19 protein-coding genes are annotated in these 20,382 nt (G+C 57.8%); 15 read left to right on the forward strand and 4 right to left on the reverse strand.

Annotation, left to right across the window (positions count from 1 at the left end; translation table 11 throughout):
• Together dapB and AC221Y_RS00555 are read left to right on the forward strand one after the other, a co-directional pair.
• The coding region (dapB, locus tag AC221Y_RS00550; RefSeq protein ID WP_486706628.1) for a 4-hydroxy-tetrahydrodipicolinate reductase at positions 1–509 on the forward strand (509 nt) is incomplete at its 5' end.
• Positions 510–561: 52 nt separating this feature from the next.
• A complete protein-coding gene (locus AC221Y_RS00555) occupies positions 562–933 on the forward strand; it encodes a dihydrodipicolinate reductase (protein ID WP_299754254.1) in 372 nt (123 codons plus the stop codon).
• A 33-nt stretch (positions 934–966) separates the two neighbouring features.
• Here the strand turns inward: AC221Y_RS00555 and AC221Y_RS00560 are convergent, their stop codons facing one another.
• The gene (locus AC221Y_RS00560; RefSeq protein WP_299754256.1) at positions 967–1,143 is read right to left on the reverse strand and encodes a DUF1674 domain-containing protein; all 177 of its coding nucleotides are present in this window, start codon (positions 1,141–1,143) and stop codon (positions 967–969) included.
• A gap of 76 nt (positions 1,144–1,219) precedes the next feature.
• Between AC221Y_RS00560 and AC221Y_RS00565 the strand changes: the two genes are divergently transcribed.
• The 7 genes from AC221Y_RS00565 (at position 1,220) to AC221Y_RS00595 (ending at position 9,731) form a co-directional block, all read left to right on the forward strand.
• On the forward strand, positions 1,220–2,479 hold the full coding sequence (locus AC221Y_RS00565; RefSeq protein ID WP_299754258.1) for an RsmB/NOP family class I SAM-dependent RNA methyltransferase: 1,260 nt from the start codon (positions 1,220–1,222) through the stop codon (positions 2,477–2,479).
• Between the two features lie 134 nt (positions 2,480–2,613).
• Positions 2,614–4,320 carry a heparinase II/III family protein gene (locus AC221Y_RS00570; RefSeq protein WP_299754260.1) on the forward strand — a complete coding sequence of 569 codons (1,707 nt, stop codon included), beginning with the start codon at positions 2,614–2,616 and terminating at the stop codon, positions 4,318–4,320.
• 22 nt (positions 4,321–4,342) lie between these two features.
• Positions 4,343–5,929 carry a bifunctional phosphoribosylaminoimidazolecarboxamide formyltransferase/IMP cyclohydrolase gene (purH, locus tag AC221Y_RS00575; protein ID WP_299754262.1) on the forward strand — a complete coding sequence of 529 codons (1,587 nt, stop codon included), beginning with the start codon at positions 4,343–4,345 and terminating at the stop codon, positions 5,927–5,929.
• Between the two features lie 17 nt (positions 5,930–5,946).
• Complete coding sequence (gene lspA / locus AC221Y_RS00580) at positions 5,947–6,432, forward strand: signal peptidase II (protein WP_299754264.1); 486 nt, start codon at positions 5,947–5,949, stop codon at positions 6,430–6,432.
• Positions 6,433–6,463: 31 nt separating this feature from the next.
• Positions 6,464–6,985, forward strand: coding sequence for a DUF3035 domain-containing protein (locus AC221Y_RS00585; RefSeq protein ID WP_299754266.1), 522 nt, complete (start codon positions 6,464–6,466; stop codon positions 6,983–6,985).
• A gap of 92 nt (positions 6,986–7,077) precedes the next feature.
• Positions 7,078–8,421 carry a M16 family metallopeptidase gene (locus tag AC221Y_RS00590; protein ID WP_486706629.1) on the forward strand — a complete coding sequence of 448 codons (1,344 nt, stop codon included), beginning with the start codon at positions 7,078–7,080 and terminating at the stop codon, positions 8,419–8,421.
• Positions 8,418–9,731 carry a M16 family metallopeptidase gene (locus tag AC221Y_RS00595; protein WP_299754403.1) on the forward strand — a complete coding sequence of 438 codons (1,314 nt, stop codon included), beginning with the start codon at positions 8,418–8,420 and terminating at the stop codon, positions 9,729–9,731. Before AC221Y_RS00590 ends, AC221Y_RS00595 begins: the two co-directional genes overlap by 4 nt.
• Before the next feature lie 279 nt (positions 9,732–10,010).
• Here AC221Y_RS00595 and AC221Y_RS00600 read toward each other — a convergent pair whose 3' ends face one another.
• From AC221Y_RS00600 to AC221Y_RS00610, 3 genes are read right to left on the reverse strand one after another with little or no spacing between them, the layout of a single operon-like run.
• Positions 10,011–10,820: a transglutaminase family protein gene (locus tag AC221Y_RS00600; protein ID WP_299754401.1), complete on the reverse strand. Its 810-nt coding sequence runs from the start codon at positions 10,818–10,820 to the stop codon at positions 10,011–10,013.
• A complete protein-coding gene (locus AC221Y_RS00605) occupies positions 10,820–11,782 on the reverse strand; it encodes an alpha-E domain-containing protein (protein ID WP_299754399.1) in 963 nt (320 codons plus the stop codon). The genes AC221Y_RS00600 and AC221Y_RS00605 overlap by 1 nt, the downstream gene beginning before the upstream one ends.
• Positions 11,779–13,200 carry a circularly permuted type 2 ATP-grasp protein gene (locus AC221Y_RS00610; RefSeq protein ID WP_486706630.1) on the reverse strand — a complete coding sequence of 474 codons (1,422 nt, stop codon included), beginning with the start codon at positions 13,198–13,200 and terminating at the stop codon, positions 11,779–11,781. Before AC221Y_RS00610 ends, AC221Y_RS00605 begins: the two co-directional genes overlap by 4 nt.
• Before the next feature lie 139 nt (positions 13,201–13,339).
• Here AC221Y_RS00610 and AC221Y_RS00615 point away from each other — a divergent pair, with 139 nt between their 5' ends.
• From AC221Y_RS00615 to AC221Y_RS00640, 6 genes are all read left to right on the forward strand, one after another.
• On the forward strand, positions 13,340–14,344 hold the full coding sequence (locus AC221Y_RS00615; RefSeq protein ID WP_299754398.1) for a ligase-associated DNA damage response exonuclease: 1,005 nt from the start codon (positions 13,340–13,342) through the stop codon (positions 14,342–14,344).
• Positions 14,345–14,437: 93 nt separating this feature from the next.
• Positions 14,438–15,958 (forward strand): 2,3-bisphosphoglycerate-independent phosphoglycerate mutase, encoded by a 1,521-nt coding sequence (gene gpmI, locus AC221Y_RS00620; protein ID WP_299754397.1) that lies wholly within the window; start codon positions 14,438–14,440, stop codon positions 15,956–15,958.
• A complete protein-coding gene (locus AC221Y_RS00625; protein ID WP_299754395.1) occupies positions 15,955–17,058 on the forward strand; it encodes a murein hydrolase activator EnvC family protein in 1,104 nt (367 codons plus the stop codon). The genes gpmI and AC221Y_RS00625 overlap by 4 nt, the downstream gene beginning before the upstream one ends.
• 9 nt (positions 17,059–17,067) lie before the next feature.
• Positions 17,068–18,429 (forward strand): S41 family peptidase, encoded by a 1,362-nt coding sequence (locus AC221Y_RS00630; RefSeq protein WP_299754393.1) that lies wholly within the window; start codon positions 17,068–17,070, stop codon positions 18,427–18,429.
• Between the two features lie 169 nt (positions 18,430–18,598).
• Complete coding sequence (locus tag AC221Y_RS00635; protein ID WP_299754391.1) at positions 18,599–19,528, forward strand: ABC transporter ATP-binding protein; 930 nt, start codon at positions 18,599–18,601, stop codon at positions 19,526–19,528.
• The gene (locus AC221Y_RS00640) at positions 19,525–20,286 is read left to right on the forward strand and encodes an ABC transporter permease (protein WP_299754389.1); all 762 of its coding nucleotides are present in this window, start codon (positions 19,525–19,527) and stop codon (positions 20,284–20,286) included. Before AC221Y_RS00635 ends, AC221Y_RS00640 begins: the two co-directional genes overlap by 4 nt.
• Positions 20,287–20,382: the final 96 nt, after the last annotated feature.

The raw sequence follows: 20,382 nt of genomic DNA on the forward strand, positions 1-20,382 counted from the left end.
CGACGGGAATGGATGAAGGCGAGCTTGCAAAGATCGCGGCGGCAGGACGACATGCCACGATTATTCGCGCGGGCAATATGACGCTTGGGGTTAACTTGTTGACACTGTTGACGAAGAAAGTTGCCGAGGCGCTGGACGAGGATTTCGATATCGAGATTGTCGAGGCGCATCACCATCACAAAGTGGATGCGCCGTCTGGCACGGCGTTGATGCTTGGCGAAGCTGCTGCTGAAGGGCGGGGCGTGTCACTTGATGACGTGTCGGACCGTGGGCGCGATGGGATCACCGGCGCGCGCAAGCGTGGTGACATTGGGTTCAATGCGATCAGGGGTGGTGACATCGCGGGTGAGCACGACGTTATCTTTGCGGCCCCCGGCGAGCGGATTGTTCTGCGCCACATTGCGACGGATCGGAGTATTTTTGCCCGAGGTGCACTGAGAGCGGCGCTTTGGGGGCAGGGCCGCGACCCCGGTGAATACGAAATGCTGGATGTGCTTGGTTTGAACTGATCCAAGTGAGGGCGGCCCTCGTATCATGTGTGATATAATAGGGAGATGTTGAATGGGCCGCCTTGTGAAGCTTTTTACACTTTCGACCGCGGTTGCCGGGCTGTTTGCGACGACCTCTTTGGCGGAAGGGTTTGAGCGCATCGAAGAAGAGCTTAATTTTGTAAGCTTGATGAAAGACCGCAATCTCCGGCGCTTTGGCATTCGTATTCAGGTGCAGGACAATGGCCAGATACAGGGTCGCGCGTTCGGCCAAAGCGTGACCGGTGCCTGGGACTGGAACGGTGGGTTCTTTTGCCGCGATCTTTTCTGGGGCGGCAAGGAACTCGATGCAGACAATTGTCAGCTTGTCGAGGTCATGGGAAACACAATCCGCTTTACATCCGACATGGGCAGTGGCGATTCCGCTGACCTTAGTATCGAGTAGCGCTCGCCAGACGGTCTTCCTGATATTAGCAAATCAGAAGTCGACTGCGATCCCTTTTTTCTCCCAATCACCGTAGCGGACAGGTTCGGGACCATCGCGCCCGCCAAGTTCTGTCGCAAGCGGATCGCCCTTGGCGCTCTTGCGCCGTTGTTCGGCTTCGGCCAAAGCGCGCTGGGCAGCCGCAGGCAGGGGGAGTTTTTCGTCTGACATCGCAAAAGGCTTCCTTGTTGTAGTATCCCCTTTGATATACGCGGGCGGCAACTTTGGACAAGGCGGGGCAGGCGGAATGACGCAAGCAGGTTTAGAGCCCAGACGGCGCGCTGTCGCACTGATGACGCAGGTGACCGAAGAGCATCTGCCGCTTCATACGCCGCATCGCCTTGATGAGGTGCTGATAGGGTTGCCGCCGGAAGAACGTGCGCGCGCTTTGCGTTTGGCCACCGAGGCCTTGCGCTGGGCCAACCGGTCGGATCGCCTTCTTGGCCCCCACCTGCGGATGAAGCCTGAGGATCAGGTGATGAACGCGCTGCGACTGGCGCTTTACGAAATCAATGTGACCGGTGCGCCAAGTCACGCGGCCGTCAACGCAGCGGTGTCGATTGTCAAGAAGAGCAAGGCCGGGCTGGTGAATGCTGTTTTGCGCAATGTCGTGCGCATGAAACAGGACTGGGATGCGTTGCCCCCCCCGCAGACTGCCAAATGGCTGCGCAAAAGACTTATTGCGACATGGAAAAAAGAGGCCGTCGCGGCGATGGAGATCGCGCATTCCCGCCCGCCAGCGTTGGACCTGACGGTGAAATCCGATGCAGCCGCCTGGGCCGAAAAGCTTGGCGCCGAGTTGCTGCCAACCGGCAATTTACGGCTTGCGGAGGCCGGGCAGGTGTCGGCAATCGAAGGCTACGACGATGGTGCATGGTGGGTGCAGGATGCGGGCGCCACACTGCCCGCGCTTATGCTTGACGCACAACCCGGAGAGCGCGTGCTTGATTTATGCGCGGCACCTGGCGGCAAGACCATGCAGCTTGTTGCAACCGGAGCAGATGTCACGGCTCTTGATATTTCAGACAACCGCGTGGTGCGCCTGCGCCAAAACCTTGCGCGTGTGGGGATGACGGCCGAACTTGTCATTGCGGACGCTTTGGAATGGACGCCTGAGGCCGCGTTTGACGCCATTCTTCTTGATGCGCCCTGCACCGCAACCGGCACATTGCGCCGCCATCCTGACCTTGGATATGCCAAAGACGGCACCGAGCTTGAAACACTTGTTCCGTTTCAGTCTGAGTTAATTGACCGCGCCCTCGGGTGGCTGAAACCCGGCGGACGTCTGGTCTATTGTACGTGCTCGCTGTTGCCGGAAGAGGGCGAGGCGCAATTGGCAGCTGCCTTGAAACGCCATCCTGATTTGACCGTTGGGACGTTTGTTCCCGAGGGCGTCGATCCTGCTTGGGTCGCACCGGGTGGAGGCTTGCGTTTGCGCCCTGATTACTGGGCAGAACGCGGTGGGATTGATGGCTTCTTTACCGCATTGCTGCAAAAACCCGCCTGAGCCGAATAATTTTCATGACGCGCCTAGGGGTCTTCGGATATCCTTTGCGTTAAGGTCCGAAGCAATCGGACGGTAGAGGCAGGGCGACCACGTTGTCCAGAGACGAAAGTTGGAACGCGCGAAAGACGCGCTTTATGAACCGTTTGCACGCGCGTGTGGCTTCGTTCTCGCGCCCGGCAACGGCATTTTCCACAACGCCTGAACCCCGAACAATAGGCTCATTTGCCCGGGGTCGTCAGATCACGGGCGGCAACTTCCTGTTCGCCGGTTTTCTTGTTGAAGCACCAGAAGTCGCAATTTGGGACTTGCCGATGCCGGACGAAGGCTTCGAAATTGAAATCCACGGGTTCACCTGGCTTGATGATTTGGCGGCTGTTGGTGATCACCATGCGACGAAGCGGGCGCAGCAGTGGACGCATGAGTGGATCGCTCGCAACGGTCGTGGCGCTGGCCCCGGCTGGACGCCTGATCTGACCGGGCGGCGGTTGATCCGCTGGATTAATCACGCGATCCTTTTGCTGAATGGTCAGGAACGGGAAACCAGCGAGGCTTATTTCCGGTCTTTGGCCTCACAAACGCTTTTCCTTAGCCGCCGGTGGAAGGCAGCGTCGCCCGGTTTGCCGCGGTTTGAAGCCCTGACAGGTTTGATTTACGCGGGCCTCGCGCTTGATGGGATGGACGCGCATGTGGGCGAGGCAACCCGCGCCTTGGCGCAGGAATGCGCGCGCGAAATTGATGCAGGCGGCGGGCTTTCGACCCGAAATCCCGAGGAACTTCTTGAGGTCTTCACGCTGTTGAATTGGGCGGCGGCGGCGCTTCAGGATATGGGGCGCTCACCGGGCGTGGCACATATTGCGGCGATCGAAGCCGTGGCGCCGGTGTTGCGGGCGTTGCGCCATTCAGACGGTGGGCTTGCGCGGTTTCATGGCGGCGGGCGTGGACTTGAGGGCCGACTTGACCGGTCCCTGGCCTCGTCGGGCGTGAAAGCCGTCACTAACGAAGGTCTGGCGATGGGCTATGCGCGTGTCAGCCATGGACGCACCAGTATTATTGCCGATGCGGCCGCACCACCACGGGTGAATGCCTCTGCCAACGGCCATGCCTCGACCCTGGCGTTCGAGCTGACGTCGGGTCGGCGGCCCGTCATCGTGAATTGTGGTTCCGGTGCGACGTTTGGCAAAAGTTGGCGCCGTGCAGGCCGTGCGACCCCAAGCCATTCTACGCTGGGGATCGAAGGTCTGTCGTCTTCTCGTCTTGGGGCGGCGGGCAAGATGTCGGATCGTGATTCGGAATTGCTGACGGATGCGCCGCGCGACGTCCGATTCGAGCGCGACGACGCCGACGGCGGCACGCGACTTGTCGCCGGGCATGACGGGTATCTGACAAGCCATGGGCTGACCCATGTGCGCACCCTGCACCTTGGCTATGACGGGCGCGCTTTATCGGGCGAAGATACGCTGATCGCCTTTAACGCATCAGATCGCAAACGCTTTGATCTGGTGTTTGATAAATCAAAGCTGCGCGGCATTCCGTTTTCCGTGCGGTTTCATTTGCACCCCGACGTCGATGCAACGCTAGATATGAACGGGACCGCAGTTTCGATGGCGCTTAAGAGTGGCGAGATCTGGGTTTTCCGCTCCCATGGCGAGGCCTCGATGGCGCTTGAACAAAGCGTCTATCTTGAAAAATCGCGCCTTTCTCCGCGTGCGACCAAACAGATTGTTCTCTCTGGCACGGCGATGGAGTATGCCACGCGCGTGAGCTGGTCCCTTGCCAAGGCGCAAGAGACCCCGTCGGCCATTCGTGACTATGCGATGGACGACATGATGGCCGTGGATTGAGAAAGAAAAGAAGACATCAATGATGAGTGACGTTCAGCCGGTACGCCGGGCTCTGTTGTCTGTTTCAGACAAGACGGGCCTTGAGGATTTTGCAAAAAACCTTGCGGTTCAGGGGGTTGAGCTGATTTCGACCGGTGGGACCGCCAAGGCGCTTCGGGCTGCGGGTCTTGAAGTCAGGGATGTGTCCGAGCTGACGGGCTTTCCTGAGATGATGGATGGCCGTGTGAAAACACTACATCCGGTGGTGCATGGCGGCCTTCTGGCGCTACGCGACGACACCGATCACGTCGCTTCGATGGAAGAACACGGGATTGGCGCGATCGATCTGGCGGTTGTGAACCTGTATCCGTTTGAGCAAACCGTGGCAGGCGGTGCCGACTATGCCACCGCGATCGAAAACATTGACATCGGTGGTCCGGCGATGATCCGCGCCGCGGCGAAGAACCATAAATTTGTCAGCGTCGTTGTTGATGTCGCCGATTATGAGGCGGTCCTTGCGGAGATTACGGCCAACGGCGGAACGACCTATGCGTTCCGTCAGCGTCTTGCGGCGACGGCTTACGCGCACACGGGGGCGTATGATGCCGCTGTTTCGACTTGGATGGCGAATGCCTTGGGGGATGCGACACCGCGTCGCCGGGTCTTCGCGGGCGTGTTGGCGCAAGCGCTGCGCTATGGCGAAAACCCGCACCAGGCGGCGGCGTTTTATACCGACGGCTCGGATGTTGCAGGGCTTGCGACCGCAATCCAGCATCAGGGCAAAGAACTGTCCTACAATAATATTAACGACACGGATGCGGCCTTCCGCTTGGTCGCTGAATTCGCGCCCGAGGGTGGTCCGGCCGTGGCGATCATCAAGCACGCAAATCCAAGCGGTGTCGCGCGGGGGGCTACATTTGCCGAAGCGTTCGGGCGCGCGTTTGATTGCGACCGCACCTCGGCTTTCGGTGGGATCGTCGCATTGAATGGCACACTGGACGCTGAAACTGCTCATGCGATCACCGGGATTTTCACCGAAGTCGTGATCGCTCCGGACGCAACCGAAGAGGCCAAGGCAGTCTTTGCGGCGAAGAAGAACTTGCGTCTTTTGACGACCCAAGGCCTGCCTGATCCGCATCTTGCGCGCCTTGCCGTGCGCCAGGTGGCCGGAGGCTGGCTCGTGCAGGATGATGATACTGGGCATGTGGGCGAAAGCGATCTGAAGGTTGTCACGAAGCGCGCGCCGTCCGCTCGGGAAATCGCTGATCTGCAATTTGCTTGGACAGTTGCGAAGCACGTTAAATCCAATGCGATTGTTTACGCCAAGGATAGTGCGACCGTGGGCATCGGGGCAGGGCAGATGAGCCGCGTCGACAGCTCGACCATCGCCGGATTGAAGGCGGGCCGCATGGGGGGCGACATCGGCGCGGCGCAAAGTCCCGCTATTGGATCTGTTGTGGCGTCCGATGCGTTCTTCCCCTTCGCTGATGGACTTCTGGCAGCAGCCGAGGCTGGTGCGACGGCGATCATTCAGCCAGGTGGGTCCAAACGGGACGACGAAGTCATTGCCGCGGCCGACGACGCGGGCCTTGCGATGGTCTTCACGGCCATGCGACACTTCCGTCACTGATGGTTAGCCTTGCCCCCATGACCCGGACTGCAATTGCGGTTTTTGTGATTGATCAGATCGTTAAGATCTGGGTCGTGCAGTTGTTGGACCTGAAAACCGTTGGTACGATCCTTGTGGCACCACCATTTCTCATACTTCGGATGGCGTGGAACGAGGGGATCAACTTCGGGTTATTTTCCGGGGCTGGCGATGTAATGCGCTGGGTTTTGATCGCGCTGGCTTTGGCCATTTCGGCGTGGATCGTCATCTGGATGCGGCGCGACAGGCCGGGCCCTTCGGTGCAGATTTCGGCCGGGTTTGTGCTTGGCGGGGCGATTGGCAACATCATTGATCGGCTGATTTACGGGGCTGTGGCGGACTTTTTGAATATGTCGTGTTGTGGCTTTGAAAACCCCTGGTCCTTCAACGTTGCGGATATTGCGATTTTCGTTGGTGCGTTTGGTCTGATTATTCTGGCAGGCGATCCGCCAAAGGACCGTGACGCCAAGGCCAAAGCGGGCTAAGACAGGCGTTATGATCCGAGGAAACTGGTACATGTCGACCCGTACACTACTGTTGCTTGCTGCTTTGACGCTTGCCGCCTGCGGTAACAGCACCGAGCGCATGCCGAACCTTTTGAATATCTCGCAGTCAGGAAGTGCGGGTCCCGACGAGTTCGGGGTTTTGCCGACCGAGCCATTGGTTATTCCCGAAGACCTTGCTGCTTTGCCGCGACCAACCCGCGGTCAGACAAACCGTACCGATCCAACACCGCGCGCCGAGGCGATCGTGGCGCTTGGTGGCAATCCGGCGGTTCTGTCACGTGCCTCCAATGATGGGGCTTTGGTGCGCTACACCGGGCGCTTTGGTGTCTCGCCAGACATTCGGACAACGTTGGCTGCGTCGGACCTGCGCTACCGCCAGCAAAACGATGGCCGTCTGCTTGAACGGATGTTCAACGTGAACGTCTACTTTCAAGCCTACGAGTCGCTCTCGCTTGATCAATACGCTGAACTTGAGAGGTTGCGGCGCGCAGGCATCCGCACGCCTTCGGTGCCACCAAATCCGGCCCGATAGCGCAAGTGTGCCTCACAAGTCCGTTGGTCCAACTTGAAGCAGCGCGCAATCGCCCTCATTTGTTTGCGAGACACTTTATTTAAGGAGAGGCCATGCGTCGGTTCATTACGGTCATTATTCCCTTTGTTATAGCCCTTGCAGGGCCGTTGCGGGCGGCGGATGTCACCTCGTTTTCACTGGATAACGGTATGGACGTGGTGGTTTTGGAAGATAATCGCGCGCCTGCGGTTGTGCATATGGTCTGGTACCGGGTCGGCTCTGCGGATGAGCCGCGCGGGGTTTCTGGGATTGCGCATTACCTTGAGCACCTGATGTTCAAGGCGACCGACGAGCTTGAAGCGGGCGAGTTTTCGGCGACAGTGGCGCGCAACGGTGGCAGTGACAACGCCTTCACGTCCTACGATTATACCGGCTATTTTCAGCGCGTCGCCTCGGATCGACTTGAGTTGATGATGCAGATGGAAGCCAGCCGGATGGACGGTCTTGCGCTTGTGCCGGAAGATATTGCAACCGAACGCGATGTGGTGATCGAAGAGCGCAACCAGAGGACTGAAAATGATCCCGGCGCACTTTTTGCCGAACAGCGCCGTGCCGCGCAGTACCTTAGCCACCCCTATAGCATTCCGATCATTGGCTGGAAACATGAAGCCGAGGCGCTGACGCTGGAAGACGCCGTTTCGTTTTATGAGCAGCATTATGGGCCCAACAACGCGATCCTTGTGGTTGCGGGCGATGTGCAACCGGACGAAGTGCGTCGTCTTGCCGAGCAATACTACGGTGTGATTCCACCCAATCCGAATGTGAAGCCACGTGAGCGTGTAACCGAACCTCCCCAGCTTGCTGAGCGCCGGCTCTCCTATGCGGATCCCCGCATCGGTCAGGCTTATGTAATCCGCACATATCTTGCGCCCGAACGGGATGCGGGTGCGCAAGGAGAAGCGGCCGCTTTGACGCTTCTGGCCGAGTTGTTGGGCGGGTCGGGCACGACATCGTTCTTCGCCGAGCAGCTTCAGTTTGAAAGCCAGGTCGCGATCTATTCGGCGGCGTTTTACAGTGGACTTTCGCTTGATGAAACAACGTTTGGTCTGATCGTTGTGCCAAGCGAGGGTGTCAGTCTTGCCGATGCAGAAGCGGCGATGGACAAGGCTTTGGATGCCTTTCTAGAGACCGGTGTGGATATGGCAGACCTCGAACGCATCCGCATGCAAATCCGGGCGTCAGAAATTTACGGGCAGGACAATCTGTCGTCTCTCGCACGCACCTATGGTGGCGGGCTTACCAGTGGGCTGACAATCGAAGACATCGAGGCATGGCCGCAAATCCTTGGCGAAGTGACAGCCGATGACATCATGGCCGTCGCGGCCACCATTTTTGAGCGCCGAAATGCTGTCACTGGTTGGGTGATGCCCGAAGGGTCCGAGGAGTTGATGCAATGATCCGTGTTGTCTTTGCCACGATGATGGCTATGGCTATGGCGGCCCCTTTGAAGGCGGCTGTTGAAATTCAGGAAGTTACGTCGCCCGGCGGCATTGAAGCCTGGCTGGTACAGGAGGACTCGATCCCGTTTGTGTCGCTGCAAATCCGGTTCCTGGGCGGTGCATCGCTTGATCCGACAGGCAAACGCGGTGTGATTAACTTGATGACCGGATTGATCGAAGAAGGCGCGGGCGAGATGGATGCCACCGCCTTTGCGGAAGCCCGCGATGGATTGGCGGCAAGCTTTGATTTTTCCGTCCAGGACGATGCTTTGAGCGTGTCGGTCCGAATGCTAAGCGAAAACCGCGATGAAGCCTCTCAGTTGTTGCGCGACGCATTGGTCAACCCGCGCTTTGATGAAGATGCGGTTGAGCGCGTGCGTGCGCAGGTTCTATCAGGCATCAGATCCGACGCCACGGATCCGAATTCGATTGCGAGCCACACATTCGACGCGATGGTGTATGGCGATCATCCCTACGGCAGCGACAATAGCGGAACCCTTGAAAGCGTGGCTGCGCTGACGCGAGACGACATTGTTGCGGCACATCGCGCTGTTTTGGCGCGGGACCGCATCTATGTCGGCGCGTCCGGTGATATCTCGGCCGAAGAGCTTGGGCTGTTGCTTGATAGTTTGCTGGGTGGCTTGCCTAAAACGGGTGCAGAATTGCCGGGGACGGCGGAGCTTAACATCACCGGGGGCATGACAATTGTACCTTTTGAAACTCCGCAATCGGTCGCGTTTTTTGGCCATGCGGGTATCCCGCGCGATGACCCGGACTTCTTTGCGGCCTTCGTTGCCAATGAGATTTTCGGCGGCTCGGGTCGCCAGTCTCGGCTTTCGGAAGAAGTGCGCGAAAAGCGAGGTCTGACTTATGGCGTCGGGTCGTATCTTGTGAACTTCGACAATGCCGACATGCTTTTGGGTCAGTTTGCTTCTGCCAATGACCGCGTTGCGCAAGCGATTGATGTCGTGAAAGCTGAATGGGCCAGGATCGCCGAAGAAGGCGTCACCGAGGAAGAACTGGCCGAGGCCAAAACCTATCTGACGGGTGCGTATCCCTTGCGTTTCGATGGGAACGGCCCGATTGCGCGGATCATTGTGGGGATGCAGACCATTGGGCTAACGCCTGATTACATCACAACCCGCAACGACCGGGTCGAGGCTGTGACCCTGGATGACGTCAAGCGTGTGGCGGCCCGGCTATTTCAGCCCGAAAACCTGCGGTTTGTCGTTGTAGGGAAGCCGGATGGATTGGACAGTACGAACTGATTGGACGAAAAAAAGGGCCGTGCAAGCACGGCCATCCAGTCAGGGAGGAACTAATATGCTGCGCGGTCGTAAATCTGCGCGGCTGGAATAAGAATCTGCTAATTCGTAAAGACACAATACCTATCAAAACGAGACTACACAGTCTGCGGACGCTGTGCGTGATTTTTCTTCATCACGCCTAAAAATGTGGCAATATTACCTCATCGCCGAATGTTATGGATCGCGCGACGCGCCTCAGATGAGGTTCTCCGCAAAAAGCCCTCAGATTGATAAAAAACCCTATTGTTGACCTGCATCAATGATTGTCACGTCGACACTTAACGCTTCTGCGCCCGAGCCTTGAGACACCCCTCGGATGGGCGCGGCATCGATCGCATCAAAGCCCGACCCAAGCCGGATATAGCGTTCGTCGGGGCAAACTCGGTTCGAGGCATCAAACCCAACCCAGCCCAAATCCCGCACATATAGCTCGGCCCAGGCGTGGCTTGCTTCCGCGATGGCACCTACGGCGTGAAGATATCCGGTCACATAGCGCGCGGGAATTTCCAGACTTATGGCTGCTGCGACAAGCGCATGTGCGTGATCCTGACAAACGCCACGCCCTGCTTCCAGCGCTTCTGCGGCCGTGGTCCGTTCGTCGGTTTCTCCCGGAACATAGGCAATCGCTTCACCGACGGCTGTGGCAAGTGCATGCGCTTCTGCAATTGGGCTTCCGGCGTCTTTTACGGCGGCTTCGGCAAGGTCGCGTATTGCGGGGCTTGCGTGGGTGAAAGGCCCGCGCCTGACGTACGCCAAAGGCGGTACTTTCTCGGAGTGGCCGCGCAGGACGCCAGACAGATCTGTCGTTTCGACCGTTCCGCTGACCTCGACAACGACATTTTCGACGGAGCCAAGGAAGGTCGCGGTTTCGATCAGATCACCGGCGCCGTCACGGAAGCTTGCGCCACGTACCGCGCCTTCGATATCCACGTTCCAATCCAGAATTTTCTGACCGTCAAACAGAGACGGCCAAAGCCGCAATGATTGCGCGACACCCCGCTTTGGCGGGTCAAATCGGTAGCTTGTGCGGTGGTTTACTTGTAAGCGCATTACCGGGCCTCCCCACTTAGATAGACGCCGCTAATGACAGCCGCCAAAGCCGCGATCTCGTCAATTGACCGCGACAAGAACTCGTGGAGCCCCTCTTCAAAGATATCATCGACGGTAATCTCGCTCATGTTAGCCACCAGAAGACGGGCCTGGGTTTGGGCTTCGGTTGTTTGCCCATAAGCGCGGGCAAGCCGGTCCAGATGCCAACAGGCCTCCTCGGCGCAGGTGATCAGCGATCGTGGTGCCTTACGGTTAAGGATCAGGAAATCGGCAATTTTAGCCGCTGTAACCTCGCCGCCATAGGCCCAACTGAACGCCCGGTGGGCGGACAGTGCCCGCAAAATCGTCCGCCACTGGTAGTTATCAAGTTCGGTCCCGACGAAATCCACCTGTGGCAAAAGCACAAAGTATTTCACATCCAAAAGGCGCGCGGTGCTATCGGCGCGTTCAAGGTATGTGCCGATATTCAGGAAATCGTAACCGTCGATCCGAAGCTGCGTGTCTTCGATTGTGCCGCGGATCAATGCGGCTGTTCGCAAGGTCCAATCAATCAGATCGCTCATCGACAGTTTCGAGCGTTCTGTCCGCTTCAACTCGCGCATTTCTTGATTGGCGTTGTTCAGCGCGTCCCACGTCTGGCTGGTCAGTGAGGTGCGGACAATGCGCGCGTTTTCGCGAGCATGTTCAATACACGAAGCGACGGACGAGGGATTATCGGAATCAAAAAATAGGAAGCTTTCCACGTTTCGTTCTCGAATATCGTCCCCGTATTTGGCCTTGAAGGTACCGGCCGAGCCGCTGGCGCGCAGGACAGATTCCCACTCGTTGCGAAAGCCGCCCGCAGTGTTTGGGATCAGCGCATTGCGTGAGCCAACTTCGAATAGACGGGCGACGGTTTCGGCGCGCTCAACAAGGCGCCCAATCCAAAAAAGGTTCTCGGCGTGGCGGGCAAGAAGGGTCATTCGGCCAACACCCAGGTGTCTTTGACGCCGCCACCCTGACTTGAGTTCACCACCAGCGAGCCGTCTGTCAACGCAACCCGCGTGAGGCCACCCGGTACAAGTTCTATGTTCTCTCCGACAAGGCAATAGGGCCGCAAATCGACATGGCGCGGTGCGATCCCTTCCTCGACGAATGTGGGACAGGTCGACAGCGCGAGTGTGGGCTGGGCGATGTAGTTTCCGGGATTGTCTTCGATTTTCAGGCGGAACACTTCGATCTGCTCCTTGGTCGAGCGCGGCCCGACCAACATCCCGTACCCACCCGATCCATGGACCTCTTTCACGACCAGCTCGCCAAGATTCTCAAGCACGTATTTCAGCTCGTCTTTCTTGCCGCACTGCCAGGTCGGGACGTTGTTCAGGATCGGTTCTTCGCCCAGAAAAAAGCGGATCATTTCGGGTACGAAGGTATATATTGCCTTGTCATCGGCGACACCGGCCCCCGGCGCACTGGCGATGGCAACACCGCCCGAGCGATAGACATTCATCAATCCTGGAACGCCGAGCATTGATTCCGGTCGAAAACAAAGCGGGTCAATGTAGGCATCGTCGATACGGCGATAAATCACGTCAACTTTCTTGGGGCCTTCCGTCGTGCGCATGTAGCAGAAGTCGCCTTTGACGAACAAATCCTGCCCCTCGACTAAAGCCACGCCCATCATGTCAGCCAGAAAACTGTGCTCGTAGTAAGCCGAATTGAAATGGCCGGGCGTCAGGATTGCAACCGTCGGCTCGCCATCGCATTTTGCGGGGGCGACGCTGGCAAGTGTGCGTCGCAGTTGCGCCGGATAGCTCTCCACAGGGGCAATCCGGTTTTCGCGGAACAATTGCGGGAACATCCGCATCATGATCTCGCGATTCTCCAGCATATAAGAGACACCTGACGGGGTGCGACAGTTGTCCTCAAGGACGAAAAATTCGTCGGGGCCGGTCCGTACAAGGTCGATGCCAACGATATGACTGTAGACACCGCGCGGCGGCTTGATCCCAACCACTGCTTTCTCGTAGGCCTCGTTTTGATAGACAAGACGCCCCGGAATAATCCCGGCTTTTACGATCTCACCGCGCCCGTAAACATCCATAAGGAAAGCGTTCAACGCCTTCGCACGCTGTTTGACGCCGCGTTCCAGCTTGCGCCATTCTTGGGCGGCGAAAATGCGCGGGAACATATCAAAAGGGATCAGCCGGTCCGGGTCGCCCCCTTCGCCGTAGACCGCAAAAGTAATGCCGATGCGCCGGAACAGGGCTTCGGCCTCGGATTGCTTGGTGTTGCGGAATTCCTCGGGCATCTCAGCCGCCCATGCACCAAGTCCCTCATAGGGTGGGCGGATCGCATTGCCTGAGCCCATTTCATTGAAGTAGTTTGGTTTTTTCAACATTATTCCCCTTGTTCTCGCTGACTATGATCGCCGAGGCTGGAAAGTCAAAGGGCAAGCGCGCCTGGCTTTCGGCAGGTAAAGTCTGGATTTATGCAATTGCCTGCTGTTCGGGCAGTTTTGGGACGCTAAGATTAAAGGTATGGGCAAAACGCCAATTCTGACGTTCACCAAGAAGGGTGTCTTTTGCCCGGCTGGGGGCTTTTATATTGACCCTTGGCGGCCGGTTGACCGGGCGTTGATTACGCATGGACATGCGGACCACGCAAGGGGCGGCATGGGGCGTTACCTGGCGACCAAGGCCGCGGCCCCGGTGATGCGGCATCGCCTTGGTGACATCGCGCTTGAGACCATCTCCTATGGCGAGCGCCGGCAGATCGGCGATGCAAAAGTCAGCTTCCATCCGGCCGGCCATGTTCCGGGTTCAGCACAAATTCGCATTGAAGTTGGCGGCGAGGTCTGGGTTGTTTCGGGCGACTACAAAGTCGTGGACGATGGTGTCAGCGAGCCTTTCGAGCCGGTGCGCTGTCACACGTTCATCAGCGAATGTACGTTCGGTTTGCCGGTCTTCAAATGGGACGCTCCGTCATCGGTGGCCGCCGATATGAACTCCTGGTGGGCTGCAAACGCGGCGTCGGGTCGGTTCTCGATCTGCGGGGCCTATGCGCTGGGCAAGGCACAGCGCATCCTTGCAAGCCTCGATCCTTCGATTGGCCCGATCCTGACGCATGGGGCGATTGAAAACACAAATGAAGTCCTGCGTGCACAAGGCATAAGACTGCCCGCGTCCATCCGTGTGACGCCCGATCTGAAGCCCGCAAATTATCCGGGGGCGTTTGTTCTGGCCGTGCCTTCAGCCATGGCAAGCGCCTGGGCCGGTAAATTCCGCCCGACATCCACGGCATTTGCAAGTGGCTGGATGGCGCTGCGAGGTGTGCGGCGTCGCCGCTCGGCGGATCGGGGCTTTGTGCTGTCGGATCATGCGGATTGGGACGGTTTGAACATGGCAATCAAAGCTACCGGCGCCGAGCGCGTGTTTGTGACCCACGGCTATACGTCGGCGTTCCGGCGTTGGCTGGAGGACCAAGGATATGACGCCGGGATCGTCGAAACCGAATTTGGCGCAGACAGCGAGGACGATCTTTGACGGACCGTGCGAAGCTAACTTCTTTTGGCGGTGGTTTTCCTCGGGCCACGCTTTCTATATGGTCCGCGAAAATCCCAACCTGAAAGGCATGAGATGAGCATCCCGAAACCTGTGGTTCTGTGCATTTTGGACGGCTGGGGGCTCCGCGCGGACCGCGAAGCAAACGCGCCGGTTCTTGCAAATACGCCGACGTTTGATCGGATTATGGCGACCTGCCCGAATGCGACTTTGATCACCCATGGGCCTGACGTTGGTTTGCCGACAGGGCAGATGGGTAATTCCGAAGTGGGTCACACCAACATCGGTGCAGGCCGCGTCGTTGCGATGGATTTGGGGCAGATCGATCTGGCGATTGAAGACGGATCGTTCTTCGACAACGAAGCCATTGGCGCTTTTGCCAAAAAACTACAGGGCAGCGGTGGCACGGCACATATTATCGGGCTGGCATCACCGGGTGGTGTACATGCCCATCAGACCCACATCGTCGCGGCAGCAAAGGTGCTGACCGATCGCGGTGTGAGTGTTGTGGTTCACGCAATTACAGACGGCCGCGACGTGCCGCCGCAATCAGCGCACGATCAGGTCGCTGCTTTGGCGCAAGCATTGCCGGAGGGCGTCAAAATCGTTTCAGTTTCCGGGCGGTATTTCGCGCTTGATCGCGACAATCGCTGGGACAGGGTTGAGAAAGCCTATCGTGCCATGGTGCTAGGCAAAGCTGATCCCGTGGCTGATGCGGTCGAGGCCATTGCTAAGCGGTATGAGCTTGGTCAGTCCGATGAATTCATCGAGCCCTATATCGCTAATGGTTACCAAGGGATGAAGGACGGCGACGGCGTATTTTTTGTCAATTTTCGTGCGGATCGTGCGCGCGAAATTTTGAGCGCGATAGGGGCGCCTGTGTTCTCGAATTTTGACGTCGGCGAGCGTCCGAAATTGGCGGCCCTTCTGGGAATGGTGGATTACTCGCAGGCGCATAACGCGTTCATGACCGCCGCTTTCCCCAAAAAGAAGATCGCCAACACGCTTGGTGAATGGGTTGCAAAGCACGGATTAACTCAGTTCCGCTTAGCAGAAACGGAAAAATACCCGCACGTTACGTTTTTCCTGAACGGCGGCAAAGAGACACCCGAGACCGGTGAGGATCGTTTTATGCCGAAGTCGCCCAAAGTGGCGACTTATGATTTACAGCCTGAAATGTCGTCGGTCGAAGTGACGGAGCATTTCGTGGCGGCGATCGAGGACGGCTATGATCTGATCATCGTGAACTACGCCAACCCGGACATGGTGGGTCACACCGGTGATCTGGCCGCCGCGATGAAGGCCTGCGAGGCCGTTGATCAGGGGCTTGCGCGTGTGATCGTCGCCTTAGAGGCGGCGGGAGGCGCGATGGTGCTGACGGCTGATCACGGGAATTGTGAGACCATGGTCGATCCTGAAACCGGCGGTCCGCACACGGCGCATACGACCAATCTTGTGCCGGTTGCCGTGATCGGCGCGCCGGATGGGGCCACTCTGATGGACGGACGACTTGCGGATCTTGCGCCGACGCTTCTTGATCTTCTCGGGTTGAACGCACCGCCTGAAATGACCGGGCAAAGCTTGATCACGCGATGAAGCATCTTCTGCTTTGCCTGTCACTGGCCTTCGCTCCGGCGGTTTCGGCGCAGGACTCCGCTGCGGATTTGGCGCGCGAAGCGTCTGATTTTCTGCAGGAGGCAGCTTTGGCTTTGTCCGAGGCAGACGGCGCAGGCAATCGGATTGCGGCTTTGACGGTCACGGTGCGCGCTTACGAGCGTGGGCTTGCCGCCATGCGCGAAGGTCTGCGTCTTGCAGCCCATGAAGAACGCGCAATCAGCAGCGCTTTGGAAGGGCGCGATGCCGAGTTGATGCAGCTTTTGGCGGCGCTGCAAAGCATCGAACGCAGCGGCGGTGCGGCGCAAGTCTTGCACCCCGACGGCCCGCTTCCGGCGATCCGCACCGGTATGCTGGCCAGCGAGTTGGTCCCGGCGCTTAATACGAGGGCGCAATCAGTCGCGCGCGAACTAGAAGGCATACAGGATATCGTTGCCTTGCAACTTGCGGGGCAAGCGCAGCTTGAAGATGGCTTGGCGGGCATTCGCGCGGCGCGGCTTGCTTTATCTGAGGCCGTCTCAAATCGCAGTGATCTGCCGCAAGCAGCCGCGACCGATGATGCTGCGATGGAGGCGTTGATAAACTCCTCCGAGACACTCGCCGCCTTCGCCGACAATTTTGTGACAGCAGCCCAGGGGCCGGACGCTGCCGGTGAAAGCTGGGCTTTGCCAGTGGTCGGCCGGGTCCTGCGCGATTTTAACGAGGCCGACGCGGTGGGTGTGCGGCGCCCCGGTTGGATTATTGCGACAAATGCAGCGGCAATCGTCACCACGCCTGTGGCGGCCACGGTTCGGTTTGCGGGCGCTTTGCCGGACTTCGGAAAGGTCGTGATTTTGGAGCCGCGTGCAGGCGAATTGCTGATTTTGGCGGGCGCGTCTGATCTGTTTGTGACCCGCAGTCAAATCCTGGCATTGGGCGAACCAATTGGCCTTATGGGCGGCGATTTTGCACGTGAACAAGAGAAATTGATCGAAAGCGAACAAGGCAGTGGTCAACCTGGCCGCGAAACGCTTTATATTGAGCTAAGACAGGGCCGGGAGGCCGTCGACCCCGGGTCGCGGTTTCATCGGCAGATAGATTAAGGAACTGTAATGAAAAGATTCTTTCTAGCGTCCGTCACCGGTATCATGCTTGGCGCCGTTGTGACTACGCAGGTGGCCGGACCGTTGTTGGCGCAAGAAGCCGACCGAAAGGCCTCGGTTTACGAACAATTGGACCTGTTCGGTGATATATTCGAGCGGATCCGCGCGCAGTATGTCGAAGAAGTAGACGAGGGCGACCTGATCGAAGCTGCGATCAGGGGCATGCTGACATCCCTTGATCCGCATTCGTCGTATCTGTCGCCAGATGACGCCGCCGATATGCGTGTGCAAACACGTGGTGAATTTGGTGGGCTTGGCATCGAGGTCACACAAGAAGAGGGCTTTGTGAAGGTCGTCTCTCCGATCGACGGAACGCCAGCTGATCAAGCCGGTGTCGAGGCGGGTGACTTCATCACCCACGTGGATGGCGAAAGCGTCCTGGGCCTTGGTCTTGATCAGGCAGTTGACCTGATGCGTGGCCCGGTCGGCAGTGAAATCATCATCACAGTGGTGCGGGAGGGCGCAGGCGAACCCTTCGATGTCTCCATCATCCGCGATATCATCACTTTGACTGCGGTGCGCTCGCGCACAGTTGGCGACACTGTCGTATTGCGCCTGACGACCTTCAGCGATCAGACATTCCCGTCGATGCGCGACCAGCTTGCTGAACAAGTGGAAGAGCTTGGCGGCCTGGACAACGTCAACGGCTTCGTTATTGACCTGCGTAACAACCCGGGCGGTTTGCTCAATCAGGCGGTGCGTGTTTCGGACGCGTTCCTTGACGCGGGCGAGATCGTGTCGACCCGTGGTCGCGATCCGCAAGATGGCGACCGCTTCAATGCAGAAGAGGGCGACCTTGCTCAAGGAAAACCGATCGTTGTTTTGATCAACGGTGGCTCCGCATCGGCGTCTGAAATCGTTGCGGGCGCTTTGCAGGACCATCGCCGCGCCATCGTTGTCGGCACCAAAAGCTTCGGCAAGGGCTCGGTGCAAACCGTGATGCCGCTTCGGGGCGAAGGCGCGATGCGCCTGACCACCGCACGGTACTACACGCCGTCGGGTCGCTCGATCCAGGCGTTGGGCGTGTCACCGGATATCATCGTGGCTCAGCCGCCGCGCCGCGAGGAAACTGAAGAGGAGACGCCGCAGCGTGGCGCCCGCTCCGAGGCTGATCTGCGTGGTAGCCTTAACAACGACAGCCTCAGCGAAGATGAGCGCCGCCTGATCGAAGCGGATCGTGCCAAGGCAGAAGCTTCCGCGGACCTGCGTGAAGAGGATTATCAACTCGCATATGCGATTGATATTCTTAAGGGTATTTCTGCGTTAGGTCCCGAATATGCGGCTGCGTTGGCGGCTCAAAAGGCCGACTAGTCACCCCTGATTAAGTGTTTAAACCGGCGAGGATTTCCTCGCCGGTTTTTCGTTTCTGAGGGTCGTTTAGCCATGCGCTCTCTTCATCTGCGTAGCTCGTCTGTTCAAAAATCCGCAATGTTTCCCACGGACGTTCCCGGTTAGGGTCCTGTGCGAAGGAGGTTTAAAAATGCCCGCAATCGTCGAAGTTCAGAACGTCACAAAGACCTATGATGGTGGGTTTGACGCGCTGAAGAACATCAACCTCGATATCGAGCAAGGTGAAATCCTTGCCCTTCTGGGTCCAAATGGAGCCGGGAAGACGACCTTGATTTCGACGATTTGTGGTCTGTCATCGCCGACAAGCGGCCACATCCAAGTCGGCGGGCATGACGTCATAAGCGACTATCGCGAGGCTCGCAAACTGATCGGGCTGGTGCCGCAGGAAATCAATCTCGAACCCTTCGAGTTCGTCATAAACACCGTGCGGTTTTCGCGGGGTCTGTTTGGCAAGCCAAGGAACGACGCGTTGATCGAAAACGTCCTGCGCGACTTATCTCTTTGGGACAAACGGAACGCGCGGATTGCCGAATTGTCAGGTGGTATGAAGCGCCGCGTCCTCATCGCAAAGGCGCTAAGCCACGAGCCACGAGTTTTGTTCCTTGATGAACCCACCGCAGGTGTGGATGTGGAGTTGCGCAAGGATATGTGGGCCATGGTCGACCAGCTTCGCCAGGACGGGGTCACGATCATCCTGACGACCCACTACATCGAAGAAGCGGAAGCCATCGCCGACCGCGTTGGCGTAATCAACAACGGCGAAATTCTTCTGGTTGAGGATAAGCAGGATTTGATTGTCCGCATGGGACGCAAGGAAATGCGGATCGAACTGACCGAGCGCGTTGAAACCATTCCCGACAGTCTGGCAAAATACAATCTGCAGCGCGCCGATGACGGGTCTGCCGTTGTTTACGTTTACGACACCCGTGGTGAACGCACCGGCATCACCGCTCTTTTGAAAGACCTTCGGGAGGCTGGCATGGGACTTCGAGACGTGCAGACGCACCAAAGTTCGCTGGAAGACATCTTTGTGACTCTCGTGCAGGAGGCCTCGGCATGAACTGGTACGGTATTCGCGCGATCTGGCGGTTTGAAATGGCGCGGTTCTTCCGGTCGATCATTCAATCGATTGTCTCGCCTGTTTTGTCTACGTCGCTTTATTTTGTTGTGTTCGGCGCCGCAATCGGCAGTCGTATCGATTCTGTTGAAGGCGTGAGTTATGGCGCGTTCATTGTGCCAGGGCTAATCATGCTCTCGGTGCTGACCCAGGCGCTACAAAACGCGAGTTTCGGGATCTATTTCCCGAAATTCATCGGGACAATTTACGAAATCCTTTCGGCGCCGATCTCCTCCCTTGAAATAGTCGTCGGTTACGTAGGCGCCGCCGCGACAAAGGCGATGATAATCGGCATAATCATTCTGATCACGTCCTTTTCCTTCGTAGATATTTCGATCCAACACCCGTTTTGGATGATCGCCTTTCTGGTCCTGACTTGCGTGTCTTTCTCGCTTTTGGGGTTTATCATCGGCATCTGGGCGAGAAGCTTTGAGCAACTAAATCTCGTTCCGCTTCTGGTGATCACGCCGCTCGTTTTCCTTGGCGGATCGTTTTATTCAATCACCATGCTCCCGCCAATCTGGCAGACGATTTCCCTGTTTAACCCTGTGCTTTATCTTGTCTCCGGCTTTCGGTGGTCGTTCTTTGGCGCATCGGACGTGCCCGTCCTTGCAAGCCTCATCGCAATCACTGGCTTTACCGCGCTTGGTCTTGCGATCGTCTGGTGGATTTTTCGCACGGGGTATCGCCTGAAAGCCTGAAGACTAATGTCAGAAATTCAAAATAAATTGCGCTTCTTCTTGGGGGCGGATACTCGTGGGGGAGGCGTTAGCCGGGGTGCTGGCGCCTTCTAGGAT

Source organism: Boseongicola sp. (genome assembly GCF_057460485.1).